Consider the following 16,412-nt stretch of genomic DNA (forward strand, 5'->3'; position numbering starts at 1 on the left):
CAACTTCAGATACTTATTTTATGATACAAGTAATCAAACAAAAGGAGGGCGATACAAAATGATTAAAACAGTATTAACAGGGCACTCTTTTATGTACAGGAGATTATTAGCAGGTGGAGCAAATGTTGAAGATATACAGACAGATAAGCATATTCCATATGAACAAGATGAATTGCAGCAAACTCTAGAAAAGTACGATTCGAAGAAGTTTGAGTTATAAAAAGAAAATAAATTAACAAGAGAAAAGTATTTTCATTTGGATATAGGGCTTGAATCAAACTTTTATACTAAAATATATACGGCAAAAAGGAGGGAGTACATTGCACAAAATTATTTACGGAATATTAATTTTAATTTATACTTTATATTCATTTTTTGTAAGTGACGGAAGTGAAGTAAGGTTTATTATGCTGTTAACTATAGTACTTATCTTTTCTGTGGTTTTAGAAAAAGGAAATGCAAACAAAACGACTGATTAAGGGTCGTTTTGTTTGCATTTTTTTAATTGGCTATTATAGTCCAGATGCTTTAGGGGGAGCACCAAATTTCGTTTTTGAGACACTATTAAATTTTTAGTTGATGAAAATACGGCACAACCCCTACTAGAGAAAACACCCACCAAAATAGAAAACTTTTAACCTATTATCCTTTATTCCGTAGCTTTTAAGGTATTTAACACGACTTTGGTTGCGTCTGCAATAAGTTTATCATCGTATTTAGCATCTTCTTTATCATGATTAGAAAGTATAGCAAGAACAATCGGCTTTTTATTTGGTGGCCAAATAATTGCGATATCATTTCTTGTTCCGTAAGATCCCGCGCCTGTTTTATCAGCTACTTCCCATCCTTTTGGTACGCCCGCACGAATCAATTTATCTCCAGTTGTATTTCGCTTCATCCAATCTACTAATAGTTCACGTTTTTCTATTGGAAGTGCAGTTCCTAATGTAAATGATTGAAGTGTCTTAGCTATTGCTTCTGGTGTACTGGTATCATGTGTTTCTCCTGGATGCACTTCATTTAATTCAGGTTCAAATCGTTCTGAAGTAGTAACAGTATCTCCCATTTCTTTCAAGATTTTTTCAAATTCAGAGGGACCTCCTAACTGTTTAAGAATCAAATTATGTGCTGTGCTGTCACTATATCGAACAGAAGCATCTGCAAGTTCTTTTAACGTCATTCCTGTATCAATATGCTTTTCAGTAATTGGATTATAATTAGAAAGATCTTCATGAGTATACGTAATCCTTTGATCAAGAGCTTCTAATGAGTTCTTGCGTAAAAGAGCGCCCACAGCTAATGATTTAGATGTAGATGCAAATGCAAAACGATCATCTGAATGATAAGCAACAGTTTGATTTGTACCTGTGTCCAGTGCATAAATACCAAGCTTAGCATCATATTCTTTTTCAAGTTTAGCGAAAGATTGATTTCCTGTATTTTCTTGTTTAATTTGATTAGCTTGATTCGTTTGTTTAGGTGGTTCAGATTGAGTGTTACTATTGGAACAGCCTATAAGTGATACACATGAAAGTAATACTACAGGTACAATCTTTTTGTAATGTAAAATGTTACAGAACTTGTTTAAAACGAACATAAATTTTCAACCTCTTTCAGGAATATATGGATTTTGTCTAGGTATTCTAAATACCGATGTAATTAAAGATGACATAAGGTAACAATACTACTGCAGCTAAATTTTCACAGGTTAAATGACATCCAAAACGTTTATCCCGCTATTTGCCGGGCAGTAAGACCCCTACTGATTAAATTTTCACTTTATATGATTGATAAGTCACAGTTCGCGTTATTTCTTTTTTGTTTCCACTTGTAATGGTTCACCTGTGAAAGTATTACAATACATGTTTTTTACTTTTGGGAATAATAAGTCCTTTCATTTTTTTATAATACATAAAAATAGATGTCAAACGGGATATGTTGTATCCAATCTGGACAGCTCATATTAGAAATACACTTATTAGACACTCTAAGTAATAAATTTGTTCCACTTTAAGAGGAGGAAGAATTTGGGGTTTGTAAAATAACAATGGAATTACGTGTTTTTTCGTCATACAAAAACCTCTACATATAAGTAGAGGTTTTTAAATTATATATTAATGAATTATGCTTTCTTAGATAAAGTAAATCGAGTTCAGATAAACGAAGAAGATAGAATACGTAATTTTAACTAGATTTATTATTAACTAAACTATCTCTACCACCAAGCTCCGCCTCAATCTGCGAAGTCTTCGATGACTCATCCATACGCCAATACGTAATAAAGCTTATTGCGATACATCCAGCTACGTAGAAGTAGAATAGTGATTCCATTCCGATACTCTTTAGCCATAATGCGATGAACTCTGCAGTTCCGCCGAATATCGCAACGGTTAGGGCATATGGTAAACCTACGCCTAGTGCGCGAATTTCAGTGGGGAAGAGTTCTGCTTTTACAATTGCGTTAATGGAAGTGTAACCAGTAACGATAATGAGGCCGACCATCATGAGTAAAAATGCTACCATTGGTTCTGTCGTTTTTTCCATGAAGAAGAAGATCGGCGCTGTTAGTAAAGTTCCGAGAATACCGAAAGCCATTAATAGTGGGCGGCGTCCAATTTTATCGGATAGTAGCCCAGCAATCGGTTGAAGTACTACGAAAATAAGAAGTGCGACAAAGTTAATCCAACTTACAACTTCTTTCGGAAGACCGACTGTGTTTACCATGAACTTTTGTAAATATGTTGTGTACGTATAAAATGCAACAGTGCCTCCTAGTGTTAGGCCGACTACTGTTAATACTGCTTTCGGGTGTTTCATAAGAGCGCGAACGGTTCCTGCGCTTTCGCGGTTTTTCGATTCCATATTTGAGAACTGCTCCGATTCATCCATTGTACGTCGAAGCCATAATACAGCTACTGCTCCCATCGCACCAATAATGAATGGAATACGCCATCCCCAAGCTTTCATATCTGGTTCGCTTAGTAATTGCTGAAGAACAATTTGAACGCCTAACGCAACCATTTGTCCAGCAACGAGCGTTACATATTGGAAGCTTGAATAAAAACCACGGCGACCACTACTAGCCATTTCAGATAAATACGTTGCGGAAGTTCCGTACTCTCCGCCAAGTGATAATCCTTGGAGTAAACGGGCAAGAACTAAAATAATTGGTGCCATAATACCGATGCTTTCGTAACTAGGTGTACAGGCGATAATTAAAGAACCACCGGCCATAACCGTAATCGAAAGTGTTAATGCTGCCCGGCGTCCGTGCCGATCTGCATAGCGTCCCATTAATAAACTCCCGATAGGGCGCATTAAAAATCCAACTGCGAAAATAGCTGCTGTGTTCAGTAACTGACTCGTTGGATCTCCTTTAGGAAAGAACTCTGCTGAAAAGTAAACAGCGAAAGCAGAGTAAACGTACCAGTCGTACCATTCAATTAAATTGCCGACAGAACCTTTGAAAATATTGCCGGCGACTCGGTTAGATTTTGCTTGAGCCATACTAATTCCTCCTCTTGCTTATAAATAAAATGATAATTATGAAAGCGTGTTCAACATAGTTGAATTGTACTGTTCTTGGATTGAAATCTCAATATTACGACAATTTTATTCTTTTTGTACTTTATGTACATGGAGAGCTTTAATAGTTGCTTCATTATTAGTTTTGTCATAATAATAGGAAAAGGAGATTGATAGTTTAGAATATTTTATCAAAGGATATGAGGCATGAAGAAATCACGCAAAGTGTCATTACAAACGAAAATAGTAAGCTTAATTATCGCGTTAATTTTATTTGTCGTTCTCCTATTAGCGGGGATATTTGTTTACATTCAGTCCGTTGATACGAAGCGACAAGTGGAGCAGTTAGCACTGCAAACAGCGAAGTCGCTTTCTTTTATGCCTGCTATAAAAGATGCTTTTCAAAATAACGAGCATAAAAGTACCATTCAATCCATTGCGGAACAAGTTCGTGAGCAAGCTGGTGCAGATTACGTCATTATAGAAGATCGCTATGGGGTTATGTATTCTCATTCTAATTCGGAATTGATTGGTACAAAGAGTAACAATCCATATAACTATGAAGCACTCACTTTTGGTGGCTATTATGCGCTTGAAGGAAATGGTGCAAGTGGTCCGGCTTTAATGGCGAAGGCACCTATTATTGTTCATAACGGAGACTACGATCAAGTCGTAGGCGTTGTGACAGTGGAGTTTCTAATAAAAGGCATTGAATCTAACATATTGAGCAGAACGAAAGAAATTATCCTCTTTTCCTTAGCGGTGTTACTAGTTGGAATCATTGGTGGCATCCTTTTAGCACGTAGTATCAGAAAAGATACACTCGGTTTAGAGCCGAATGAAATCGCAGCGCTATACAGGGAACGAAGCGCGATACTACTATCTATAAAAGAAGGGATTATCGCCATTGATCAAAATGGCTTTATTACGATGATGAATACGTCGGCAGAAGAGGTGCTACATGTAAATGATGATTATATGCAGCAGCACATCTCAAAAGTTTTGCCTGATTTTAATATGGAGAGAGTGCTAGAAAACGATCAAGAAATCGCGTTTCAAGATAAAGTGTTTATTTTAAACATGACACCGATACTCGAAAATAATAATACGGTAGGCGTTGTATGTAGTTTTAGAGATAAAACAGAACTGCAAAACCTTGTGAACACAATATCTGAGGTAAGAAAGTATTCGGAGGACTTACGTGCTCAAACGCATGAATTTACAAATAAGCTTTTCGTCTTATCAGGATTACTTCAGTTAGGACATTACAAAGAAGCGATTGAATTTATCCAGCAAGAATCTAATATTCATCAAAGCCAAAACCATATTTTATTCCATCAAATTCACGATGCGAAAGTACAAGCTATTTTATTAGGAAAAATCGGAACAGCGTCTGAGAAGAAAATTGATTTTCATATTGAAGGAGATAGTGCGCTTCATCCGTTACCAGACCATATACAAGTTTCACACCTTATTACGATACTTGGAAACATAATCGACAATGCGTTTGATGCGGTGAGTGGGCAAGAGGAGAAGAATGTTTCCTTCTTTGTTACGGATATTGGACACGATATTGTGTTTGAAGTGATAGATAGTGGGATAGGAATACCGGCAGAAAAAATAACGACCATTTTTCAAAAAGGATTTTCAACGAAAGGAAACAATCGTGGTTACGGACTAGCAAACGTGAAAGAAATGGTAGATGTACTAGAAGGAACAATTGAAATTCAAAACGAGAAAAATGGGGGAGCTATTTTTACAATTTACCTTCCGAAAATATTGAGAGAAAGTACATGACAAACAGGGGGATGGGCATATGTTGAAGGTTGCAATTGCAGAAGATGATTTCCGCGTCGCGCAAATTCAAGAAGAGTTTTTATCAAAAATAAAGGACGTAAAAGTGATCGGAAAAGCATTGAACGCGAAAGAAACGATGGAACTACTACAAAAGGAAGAAATCGATTTACTTCTATTAGATAACTACTTACCGGACGGAATCGGTACAGACTTATTGCCGAAAATTCATGCAGACTTTCCAGACGTTGACGTCATTATGGTTACAGCGGCAAATGAAAATCACATGTTAGAAAAAGCAATTCGAAACGGCGTAAGCAACTACCTTATAAAACCGGTCACGTTAGAAAAATTCGTTCGCACAATTGAAGATTATAAAAGAAAGAAGCAATTATTACATAGTAACAATGAAGTGAATCAAGCACTAATCGATAACTTCTTCGGTACTTCGCAAACACAAGACATAAAAAACTTACCGACAGGTGTCGATCCGTTAACACTGCAAAAAGTGAAAGGCATTATAAAAGGATTCGAAGAGGGAATTACAATAGAAGAAATGGGAGAACAAATGGGGGCCTCCAGAACAACCGCAAGAAGATATTTAGAATACTTAGTAGCGACAAATGAATGCACAGTAGAGTACACATACGGCATTATCGGACGACCAGAACGAAAATATCGAATAGGACGAGGACTATGAAAAAACGATTATTACTATGTATATGGATCATGACAGGAGTAATAGCTGGTTGTTCCTCGGAAAAATCCCATACGAATAAAGTGAACATCGACAAAGTAGAAATCGTTGCGCCAAACGTTCAAGGAGCAGGATGGGACTTAACAGCACGAGCGATGCAAAAAACGCTCACAGAAGAAAAAATCTTCACAAAACCAATCACTGTCACAAACAAAGTAGGCGGCAGCGGTGATGTTGGATGGAAATATACGAAACAAAAAGGCGGTCACGTACTTGCGATTAACTCAAGCTTACTTATAACGAACAACCTACTAGGCCATAGTAAACTAACATATAAAGACTTCACACCACTCGCAACATTAGCATCAGACTGGGAAGTCGTTGTCGTATCAAAAGACTCTAGCGTAGAAAACGCAAAACAACTCATGGAACAACTAAAACAAGACAAGAAAAACTTCAAAATCGGCGTTGCCCCCGGCCTAGGAAACGACGATCACCTATCCTTCGTACAAGTAAGCAAAGCATTCGGCCTAAACCCAGCCGAACTGGAATTCTTTGTCTACGAAAACAAAGAAAAAATCATCAACGCCCTAACGAATAAACAAATAGGCGCCGCAACCATGACCCTATCCGAAGCCGAAAAACAATACAAAGCCGGCAAAATAAAAATACTAGCCGTATCTGCACCAAAACGACTAGACCGACTCCCAGAAATCCCAACGTGGAAAGAACAAGGAATCAACGTCATATTCCAGCACTGGAAAGGAATTATGGGCCCGAAAGATATGACGGAGGAAGAGGTTGCTTATTGGGATGGTGTAATTAAGAGGATGGTTGAGAGTGATAGTTGGAAGGGGATTTTGAGGGAGCGGGGTTGGAATTCTTATTATAAGGATAGTGGGGAGACGAAGGTATTTTTGGAGGAGAGTAGTGGGTGGTATGGGGGAATGGTTGGTGGAGATAGAGGAGATAAGTAATTTTAGTGCTTTGTACTTATAAAACATCGATATCACTCTTAGTATATACATTTATATAAAAAATTCCTTTTATAAAAATAATACGTTATTATAATTTTATAAGTTAAGATAGAAAGGGAAATAAAATGGATGTTAATAATGTAGAGTTACCAGAATCACTAAAAGAAGTACTTTGGGACGGGTGGATACTCCTTGGTGTCATATTTGTTATATGTACCTTGCTAGTAATTATTAGATCTTATATACCAGATGATATGCTACCTATCATTAAAGGTGCTATAGCATTAGTTATTTTAGGCGGGATATTTTATATAGCTTATTAGGGTAATTATTACGTTTATGAGTGAAAAGGAGTTAAGATGGCTAAGCGAAAGAAAAAGCAAGATGAATCAATATTGGGATCTTTACTAGTTATTACGTTTTTCGGAGTGTTGTGGAAACCGGAATTTTTAGTACCGATAGTAATGCTATCAGCGGCAATTATATTATTATATATGTATGTGAATGTAAAAAAGCTAAGAGAACTTCGGCAATCAGGAATTTATGATATTGATAAAATGAGCGGACACCAGTTTGAAAAATATTTAGGAAGTCTATTTCCGGCTTTGGGTTATAAAACAGAGATTACTAAAGCATCTAACGATTTTGGTGCAGATTTAATTTTGAGAAAAGATGATAAAAGAATTATTGTACAGGCAAAACGCTATAAGAATAACGTTGGAATTAAATCTGTTCAGGAGATTGTTGGTGCAAAAGAATTTTATAAAGCTGATGAAACATGGGTTGTTACAAATAGTGAATTTACAGCCGCAGCATACAAACTCGCTAAAGTGAATCGAGTTGTATTAATTAATCGAGAGAAACTTATTAAGTTAATTAGTCAGGGCAAACGAGAAAAGAGAAATTAGTGATACAAAAGGTCAGGTATAGATTTATGGAAAAGGCACTATGAAATGTGTCTTTTTGTTTTGGGTATAGAAAAATAATCCAGAAAACTTATATTTTAGTATATAATTTAAAATGAGAATGGCGTGTAATAATATTTTTAATGGTAAAAGAGAACTTTTGATCATTTTTTATTATTATAACTTATTTATTTGTATATATTTATATTTAATTTATATAAATATAAAACACGCATAATATGAAAAAAGAGGGGATTCTTGTGGGTTTACATATTATACCGAATGATTTGCCGAGCTTGACTCCAGGTGAGAGAAAAGTACTGGAAAAGGTTCGGTCTTTATATAAAGATGTGCAAAGAGAAGCGTATTTATATATTCAGCCAAGAATTAGACATTTAGAACCTGATTTTATTTTAATTGATTCACAAAGAGGTGTAACCATCTTTGAAGTGAAGGATTGGGAACTTTCTTACATTAGAAGAGCGGATAGAAGAAAAATAGATTTAGCAGATGGGAAACAGGTAGATAATCCGTTTTGTAAAGCTAACTTATACCATACAGCAGCACAGAGATTATTTAGTTTGCAAGATGTTTTAAAAAATGAACGGAACGAATTAAAGTTTAAATTACATACTAATGTTATATTTCCGTATCTTCATTCTAATAAGATTGAAGAGAGTGGATTAGATCAAGTATTTAATCAGCCACCAGCGCAGTGTATTTCATCTGACATGTTAAGTACAGTAAATATAAATCAATTATTTAAAAATGAATTTAGTTTCGTAGAAGAAGATGAAATTATTGCAATAAGAACACTATTATTTCCGGAAATTAAGGTTAGTTGTAGCGATAATCAAATCAGTACAAAAGAATTAATTACAGCACTAGATGCAGAGCAAGAGCGTTTCGCGAAGCGTGTACCGTACGGTCACTATATGGTAACTGGAGTTCCGGGTAGTGGGAAAACGGTTTTATTGCTAGCTCGTGCAATTCATCTAGTACGTGAACATCCAGAATGGAAAATAAAAATATTAACGTATAATAGGTCGTTAAAAACAAAAATTGAAAACAAATTGAATTCTTTAGCAGCTGATCTTGCCTTTATGAATGTGCGCTTGGAGAATATAGATGTTAGCACTTTTCATAAATTTGCGCTAGATACAGCAAGTATATGTGTACCCCAAAAAAATACAGTGAAGTGGTGGAATGAAGAATTGCCGGAAGTAGCTATACAGAGAGCTCAATCATCATATGATGCTGTTTTAGTGGACGAATACCAAGACTTTCTAGATGATTGGATTCGATTATGTGTGAAGTCTTGTAAAGAACATACGTATGTTAATAATCAAAAGGAAACTGTTACTGGGATAAATTTATTTTTAGCAGGAGATAGACTACAGAGCATTTATAATAACTCAGATCATAGTTGGAAGAGCTTAGGTATTGATATGCGCGGGAGAAGTTCTTTATTAAAGAAATCTTATCGTGCTGGTAGTCAACATATAGATTTAGCCCTTAATTTCTTGAAACAAGAAAAGAAATTGGAAGAGGAAGTAAATAAATTTTATTGTCCAATGAGTGAACTATCTTTTGAGAACGAAATGAAAGATGGAGTTAGTTTTATTGAAGGATCATATGAAGATATTAGTAATAAAGTTTACGAGCTTATTAAGCGCGAGGGCTATAAGCCAGAAGATATATTGATTTTATGCAGAGAGCGAAAAGATTGTGAGAGTATACAGGAAAAACTAAATCATGAAATACGTCAAAAAGTAAAAGTTACAAAAAATATTACTGAAGGACATTTAATTATAACAACATATCATTCATCAAAAGGTCTTGAGGCACCAATTGTATTTTTAGTTGATGTAGATAAGTTTGAGAGAATGCAGCTTGAACAAAATGATATTAAACTCCGCAAGTTACTATATGTAGGCATGACAAGATCATCTGAGCATTTATACATTCATGCTGGAAGTTATGATAAACCTTCCTTTGGACAAGTATTAAGGAACGAAATATCTTGAGGGTATCCTTGAAAATCTAAAGAGGAGTATAATTGAACTGAATGATAAAACATTAAAGGTGTAGGACGGGGGAATTATGATGATACATACTTTAGTAAGGGGACAAAAGATAGACGTCACAAAGAATCATCCGGGGATTAGAGGAGTACTGGTAGATTTAACTTGGGATGCCCCGATGAATATGGATGTAGATGCATCAGCTTTTTTAGTAGGGTTTAATGGGAAAATTACTAAAGAAGAAGATTTCGTTTTCTATGGACAACCTTATTCTAGTTGTCGATCTGTTCAATTGGACCAAAATGAAACAAATGGAAATAAACAAAGATTTTCGATAGATTTTACTCATATAAAAGATGACGTACAAAAGATTGTATTTTCGATTACAATTCATAATGCCGAAGAGAAGAAACAGGCGCTACGAGATGTTTCACATATTCAATTAAAAATAAGCAACGCACAATCAGGATTAGAAATTATTCATTTTCCTATCACACATCCATTTACAGATGAGAGTGCCATTATTGTTGGAGAGCTGTATCGACATGGGGGAGGATGGAAGTTCAATCCTATTGGAGCTGGCTATTTTGGTGGGTTAGCTGCATTGTGTAAAAATTTTGGGATAGAAATCGCAGAGGATGAAAAACAAACTGCTCCTCCTGTAGAGAAGAAAATAGTTCCTACTTCACCTCCAGTACAAAAAATTATTAATGTAGTTAAGGTTGAATTGAAGAAAAAACAATCTATAAATATACAAAAATCTAAAATGGTAACAGCTACTTTAGAGTGGGAAACAAATAAAGACCTAGACTTATATTGTTTTTACGTGACAACTAATGGAGAGATAGGAAAGGTTTATTATAAAAATCTAGGTTCATCTAAAGTGGCACCGTATATTGTGTTGGACGGTGATTCACAAGAGCCAGGAAAAGAAACAATCCGTATTTACCGACCAGAAGCTTTAAAATATATTTTATTTGCTGCGTATAGTGCTGTCGGAAATGGAATAGGTAGTTTCTATTCTATGAAAGCTAAAGCTGTTGTCGATAATCATATGGGAAGCGTTGTAACAGCACCATTATTAGAAATAAATGACCATGCTTATTGGGTGTGCATTGCTCATATTGATTTCACCAATTTAAATGAGATGAAAATTTCACATGTAGAAAGTTACTCAAAAGACCATTCAGAGGCTTCACCACTGCTGTACGAGAATGGGAAGTTCCGAATGGATGTTGGGCCGATTGAATTTAAAAATGAAGAGGATTATCAGAAGTATTATAAATAATAAAGTAGAAAATCATACATCGTATTGTATGATTTTTCTTTTAGACATAGTTTGGTAAAATAGTAGTAATTGTAATTTATTGTAACGGTGGGGATGAAAATGTTAGAGCAACTCATAATTGAATTGGCTAAATCAATGAAGCAGGCTAAAGATATAAATGGTGATAAAAATTATTTAATTATAAATAAGGATGATGAAGGATTAGACGTTGAAATGAAAATTTCACGTGGACAATATGAAGAAGAAGCGTCTTATTTTAAAGTGAGCTTTGAACTTCTTAAAAACACTTGGGAAAAGTTTATCGCTATGCGTACGGTAAAAAGTGAGAATTTCGGACAAGCAGGTGAATGTAATGTTTTCTTGTTAGCTCTCTTTTCACAGCTGCCATTTGTGAATGTAATGGAATCAGGAGCTATTACATTTAAAGAATTCCAAACCGATAACCTACCAAGCGAAAAATACGATAAAGTCATGCTCTTTTTAGAAGAGATAATGAATGGTACATATAATCCAAGTAAGTTACGTGAACAAACGGATGAAAATTTATATAGAGTGAAATCTAATGCGCGCCAAGATTTAAGATTGTTGGGCTTTTTGACTGAATCTCATGAAATGAATCAGCTGCTATTAAGCGAATATGTTCAATCGGAAGATAAGAAAAACTACATGGCACAGCTAGTTTTAAAACAAGAATATTTCCGTCATGCTTTATTTGTTCTTGGATTGTTAGAGAAGTATTCAAAGGATGAAAAGAAAGAAGCTCTAGTTGATTTTGGAATGACGATTGTCCGAAATTCATTAGGGGATAATTTGATGGTCGAATCGGTAGCGAAGAGGCGAACAAATAACTTACTAGATTGGCTTGAACAAGTAGGACTAATTAATGATGAATGGATTCCTGTTGAACCATATGTAAAAGATGATGGAGAAAAGGGCGGTAGTATGGACAGTAATTTACGTGAAAAGTTTTTAACGGTTATGAATGAGTATTTACAGGCGAGAACAGAAAGATTTGCAGGTCATAAAATGGGAGCGGTTGTTAGGCATGAAATGCCAACGGAAATAACGAGATTACCATTTATTAATCATAATCAATATGTTGTCACAGGATCAGTTGGACAAGGGAATTGGGCTGCTGTTCCGTGGCTTGCGATTATGAATAAAGACATTACGACATCTACTCAAAGAGGTTATTATATCGTTTACTTATTTAGTGAAGATATGGAGCGATTATATTTAACGCTGGCGCAAGGTGTAACGGAAACAACTAAAGAAGAAATGCAAAAAATTAAAGAAGAGATTCGAGAGCAAATACATATGTCCCAAAAGGTGAAGAAAGATGACGAGATCTTCCTAGGTACAAGCCAAAAAGCAAAAGGATATGCGAATTCAACAGCGTCTTATATTGCGTACGATGCTAATAAAATGCCAAGTGAAAAAGAGTTAGTAGAGGATCTAGAAGAAATGCTTCGCTATTATGAGGGATTCATAGCTTATAAAGAGAAAGGAACGAAATATGAAATGATCTATGAGAGGAAAGAAGTGTATTTAGATCAGCAATCAATTATTGATCATGTGTCTTCTTATATTCAAAGTAAAGGTTTCTTTTATGAGAAAAAGGATCTTATTAATTTCTTCCTTTCATTAAAGACGAAGCCATTTGTGATTTTGTCAGGTATTTCCGGTACAGGGAAAACGAAAATTGTACAGTGGTTTGCGGAGAGTTTAGGGGCTACAGAAGAGAATGGACAATTTACGCTTATTCCGGTTCGACCTGATTGGAGTGATAGCTCTGATTTACTCGGTTATGTGAATCTTCAAGGGGAATTTCAAGAAAGACCGTTAATTAAGGTGCTTGAAGCCGCGGATGCAAATCCAAATAGACCTTATTTTGTAGTATTGGATGAGATGAACTTAGCTCGAGTGGAATACTATTTTAGTGATTTTTTAAGTGTAATTGAGAGCCGTAAATGGAAAGATGGGAAAATTGTTACGTCACCAGTACTTCCAGAATCAATTACGAATAAGCATATTACAATTCCATCAAATGTATATATTATCGGAACTGTAAATATGGATGAAACGACACATCCGTTAAGTAAGAAAGTATTAGATCGCGCGAATACAATTGAATTTAATACCGTTAACTTAGATTATTTTAATTTCTTAATGGACGTAGAAGAGAAGGAAGCTGAAATTGCTTCAAATCGCTCTTTAGAAACCGAATATCTTCATTTAAAAGAGTGCTTTAAAGAAAACGAAGATCTTGTGAGAAACATATCAACTATTTTAATAGAAATAAATAAAACACTTGAACCAGTTGGAGCTCAAGTTGGATATCGTATACGAGACGAAATTTGCTTTTATATGGCATATAACGAACAAGGGAAGTTACTATCGTTTGATGAGGCGCTTGATTATCAAATATATCAAAAGATTTTACCGCGTCTTGCAGGGAGCGATGGAAGAACAGAAGAGGTATTAAAGCAGTTGTATGTATTATGTACAAGTGAAGAATATGATAGTGGCAATAATGACGCTTCGTATGCTAAGTATCCTCGTTCAGCTAACAAGTTGTCTCATATGTTAAGGAGGTTCGAGTATGATGGTTTCACCTCTTTCTGGATCTAATAATGAGATAGAGCTAGTTAAGATTGAAACAGAGGAGCTATCATTGACGATTAAGGGAAATCCTTATCATGAAAAATACGAGAGTTTAAAAGAATATCACGCTATGAACGCCGATGAGATGATGTATTTTCATGTAGATGGGAAGGCAGAATCTGTTTCTGTATTTGATGCGAGATTGCAGAGGTTAGAAGAATGGAACGAACACCCGCCAATCTTTTTTGAAAATAGAAGTTATCAGCTTGTTGTTGTTCCGAAAAATAACAGGCAGCTCTCTTTTTATCATGAACATCCGGGTTTTCGAAAGCAAGTTAGTTCTATTCAAATGGGGTCACTTCATGTGTTGATGGGGAATCTTTCGTTTCCAAATGAAGTAGGAAATACAACGTTTGAAATTAAAGATGATCAAGCTACTTTATTAACTGTTACATTTGAAGTTTTCCCGGCAAAACTTGATTATAAGGATGATTACAGAGCCTTATTAGATGAAGTAAATGATGAAATTTATAATTTAGCGTTTCATTTATTGAAAAGAACTTACTTAGGAGCGTCTGCAATTTACGCTACAAATCCATCGAAGAGTGAATTTTATCGTATTTTAAATGATTCCTTTGAGCGATTTATGAAGTCGATCTCTCATATTAAAAGACAACCGCATCATACGCTTATGACTAGGCATCAACTTGTACGAGGAGAAAAAATTCGTAAATTGGATTCTGTCGGAATGAACTATTTGCGAAAGCGACCACACTTGCTGCAAGGAGAAAACAGTATACCGACTAAAGGGATTACAGCTTATAAGGAAGTGTCTTATGATACGCTGGAAAATCGATTTGTTAAATGGATGATTCAAAGAATCGTACATAAAATAGATGATCTACTTAAGGCGCTAGAGTCAAAATCTAGATATACACGTGGTGTAACGGATGAAGATTTGCTAGAGCGTGTAAAAAATATGAAGTATCGAATGAAAAATGAATTGAACGATCCATTTTGGAGAGGAATCGGAAAATTAGATCGATCAGTTTTTTCACTCGTTATCCAAATGGCAGCAGGCTATAGAGATGCGTATCAAATCTTCTTAATGCTATCGCGAGGCTTAACATTACGAGGACAAATTTTCAAAATGTCAGTAAAAGATGTGGCTAGATTATACGAATACTGGACGTATTTAAAACTCGGACAAATTCTATCTAAAAAATATATACCGCTCCATCAAGACGTTATTCAAGTTAAACAAGATGGTTTATACGTAACGCTTGATGAAAGTAAAACTGCAAAAAGAACGTTCAAGCATCCAGTCACTGATGAAGTAATAGAACTTTATTTCCAGAAAAGAAACGGTAGACTACCAACAGTTACACAAAAACCAGATACGATGCTCGCTATTGAGAAAAAGGGAAAGAACTATCAATATCAATACATTTTTGATGCAAAATACCGAATTGATTTTGCTGAAAAAGCTCATTACAAAAGGAAGTATGGCACTCCTGGTCCAATGGAAGAAGACATTAATACAATGCATCGTTACAGAGACGCACTAGTAGTAGAACAAGAAGGACCATTTGAGCGAACAGCTTACGGAGCGTACGTACTATTCCCGTGGAACCAAGAGGAAGAATACGAGAACCATCCATTTTATAAAAGTATCGAAAAAGTAAATATCGGTGGCTTTCCATTCTTACCAAACGTAACAAGACTAGTCGAACAATTTCTAGATCATCTCATTGAAAAAAGCCCAGAAGAAATTATAAGAGAAGGTATCCTTCCAAGAGGAACAAAAGAAGAATGGCACTCTTCACTAGAAGAAAAAGTATTAGTGGGCAGCGTGAAAACTGAAAATCACTATGAAACGTATAGAAAGAATGGCTTATATCAGTTACCAGCCATACAGCTAAAATCAGGATGGCAAGAAGCAAAGTACATAGCATTATATGCACCGAAAAAATGGCACGGAGAAAAAGGTGGCATTCAATACGTAGCCAAAATCAAACACATTCAAATGCCACAAAACGATGAGTATGTACATTTCGAACTAGAGCCATGGAAAAAACTAGACCACCTCATTCGTCCAGTAGGATATGGTATTCAAACATACACCATAACAACTATGTCGTTATTAAAAGAAGTACAAGAACTCCCAGAACTCTTCATGAAGTCAAAAGAAGAACGAACTCTTTGGAAAACACTGCGTCGTTTTACGAAACAAGTTAAGGTGGAACTGGATCATAACAACTTAGATGAGGCATCTTCTATTAAGAGTTATTATGTGCAGGATGTTCAGATTTGGGTTGATTATGAGAATGGGGTTGTTATGGTTGGGAGAGATGGGCGTGTTAAGGAAGTTCCTTTGGAGTTCGTTGTTGGTAGGGGATCGGTGTTGTTTAGGGAAGTTTTAGAAGTATTGAATGTTGGGGAATAGAGTTTAGATACAAAGGGGATTAACTCATGAATAAGAGGCTAAGTTCATTTTTGCATGGGACAAATGAGTTTAGGTAAAGTGGAGAAATTTTTAAATATAATAGATAAATATTAGTTGGATAAAGTGCATTGTTAGTTATGGGAAGAAGAGTA

Annotated in this window: 12 protein-coding genes; 10 read left to right on the plus strand and 2 right to left on the minus strand. The window is 35.5% G+C overall.

The features are described 5' to 3' along the window. The first annotated feature begins 58 nt into the window (after nt 1–58). The gene (locus tag KZZ19_RS04635; protein ID WP_016513667.1) at nt 59–220 is read left to right on the plus strand and encodes a hypothetical protein; all 162 of its coding nucleotides are present in this window, start codon (nt 59–61) and stop codon (nt 218–220) included. 100 nt (nt 221–320) lie between these two features. After that, complete coding sequence (locus KZZ19_RS04640) at nt 321–479, plus strand: hypothetical protein (RefSeq protein WP_000548946.1); 159 nt, start codon at nt 321–323, stop codon at nt 477–479. Nucleotides 480–649: 170 nt separating this feature from the next. On the opposite strand, the gene blaIII is transcribed toward KZZ19_RS04640, so the two are convergent. Next, complete coding sequence (gene blaIII, locus KZZ19_RS04645; RefSeq protein WP_237979650.1) at nt 650–1,597, minus strand: class A beta-lactamase BlaIII; 948 nt, start codon at nt 1,595–1,597, stop codon at nt 650–652. 587 nt (nt 1,598–2,184) lie between these two features. Next, a complete protein-coding gene (locus KZZ19_RS04650; protein WP_237979651.1) occupies nt 2,185–3,507 on the minus strand; it encodes an MFS transporter in 1,323 nt (440 codons plus the stop codon). Nucleotides 3,508–3,732: 225 nt separating this feature from the next. Here KZZ19_RS04650 and KZZ19_RS04655 point away from each other — a divergent pair, with 225 nt between their 5' ends. The 8 genes from KZZ19_RS04655 to KZZ19_RS04690 all read left to right on the plus strand — a co-directional run bounded on the left by KZZ19_RS04655 (nt 3,733) and on the right by KZZ19_RS04690 (nt 16,260). Next, nucleotides 3,733–5,322 (plus strand): ATP-binding protein, encoded by a 1,590-nt coding sequence (locus tag KZZ19_RS04655; RefSeq protein WP_237979652.1) that lies wholly within the window; start codon nt 3,733–3,735, stop codon nt 5,320–5,322. A gap of 19 nt (nt 5,323–5,341) precedes the next feature. Then, nucleotides 5,342–6,019, plus strand: coding sequence for a response regulator (locus tag KZZ19_RS04660; RefSeq protein ID WP_201066153.1), 678 nt, complete (start codon nt 5,342–5,344; stop codon nt 6,017–6,019). Beyond that, entirely contained in the window at nt 6,016–6,993 is a 978-nt protein-coding gene (locus KZZ19_RS04665) for a tripartite tricarboxylate transporter substrate binding protein (protein ID WP_237979653.1), read from the plus strand. Before KZZ19_RS04660 ends, KZZ19_RS04665 begins: the two co-directional genes overlap by 4 nt. A gap of 359 nt (nt 6,994–7,352) precedes the next feature. After that, the gene (locus tag KZZ19_RS04670) at nt 7,353–7,901 is read left to right on the plus strand and encodes a restriction endonuclease (protein ID WP_237979654.1); all 549 of its coding nucleotides are present in this window, start codon (nt 7,353–7,355) and stop codon (nt 7,899–7,901) included. 257 nt (nt 7,902–8,158) lie between these two features. Further along, on the plus strand, nt 8,159–9,925 hold the full coding sequence (locus KZZ19_RS04675; RefSeq protein ID WP_237979655.1) for a UvrD-helicase domain-containing protein: 1,767 nt from the start codon (nt 8,159–8,161) through the stop codon (nt 9,923–9,925). Between the two features lie 79 nt (nt 9,926–10,004). Beyond that, nucleotides 10,005–11,210, plus strand: a complete 1,206-nt coding sequence (locus KZZ19_RS04680; RefSeq protein ID WP_237979656.1) for a TerD family protein — start codon at nt 10,005–10,007, stop codon at nt 11,208–11,210. A 99-nt stretch (nt 11,211–11,309) separates the two neighbouring features. After that, nucleotides 11,310–13,841, plus strand: a complete 2,532-nt coding sequence (locus KZZ19_RS04685; RefSeq protein ID WP_237979657.1) for an MrcB family domain-containing protein — start codon at nt 11,310–11,312, stop codon at nt 13,839–13,841. Next, nucleotides 13,816–16,260 (plus strand): restriction endonuclease-like protein, encoded by a 2,445-nt coding sequence (locus KZZ19_RS04690; protein ID WP_237979976.1) that lies wholly within the window; start codon nt 13,816–13,818, stop codon nt 16,258–16,260. Before KZZ19_RS04685 ends, KZZ19_RS04690 begins: the two co-directional genes overlap by 26 nt. Nucleotides 16,261–16,412 lie beyond the last annotated feature (152 nt).

It is taken from the genome of Bacillus thuringiensis (assembly GCF_022095615.2).
Classification (GTDB): domain Bacteria; phylum Bacillota; class Bacilli; order Bacillales; family Bacillaceae_G; genus Bacillus_A; species Bacillus_A cereus_AG.

Bases quoted from the DNA above. Each gene is read 5' to 3' on its own strand.
- KZZ19_RS04650 (WP_237979651.1), bottom strand. From the start codon at position 3,507: ATGGCTCAAGCAAAATCTAACCGAGTCGCCGGCAATATTTTCAAAGGT.
- KZZ19_RS04685 (WP_237979657.1), top strand. From the start codon at position 11,310: ATGTTAGAGCAACTCATAATTGAATTGGCTAAATCAATGAAGCAGGCT.
- KZZ19_RS04690 (WP_237979976.1), top strand. From the start codon at position 13,816: ATGGTTTCACCTCTTTCTGGATCTAATAATGAGATAGAGCTAGTTAAG.
- KZZ19_RS04635 (WP_016513667.1), top strand. From the start codon at position 59: ATGATTAAAACAGTATTAACAGGGCACTCTTTTATGTACAGGAGATTA.
- KZZ19_RS04670 (WP_237979654.1), top strand. From the start codon at position 7,353: ATGGCTAAGCGAAAGAAAAAGCAAGATGAATCAATATTGGGATCTTTA.
- KZZ19_RS04655 (WP_237979652.1), top strand. From the start codon at position 3,733: ATGAAGAAATCACGCAAAGTGTCATTACAAACGAAAATAGTAAGCTTA.
- KZZ19_RS04665 (WP_237979653.1), top strand. From the start codon at position 6,016: ATGAAAAAACGATTATTACTATGTATATGGATCATGACAGGAGTAATA.
- KZZ19_RS04660 (WP_201066153.1), top strand. From the start codon at position 5,342: ATGTTGAAGGTTGCAATTGCAGAAGATGATTTCCGCGTCGCGCAAATT.
- blaIII (WP_237979650.1), bottom strand. From the start codon at position 1,597: ATGTTCGTTTTAAACAAGTTCTGTAACATTTTACATTACAAAAAGATT.
- KZZ19_RS04680 (WP_237979656.1), top strand. From the start codon at position 10,005: ATGATACATACTTTAGTAAGGGGACAAAAGATAGACGTCACAAAGAAT.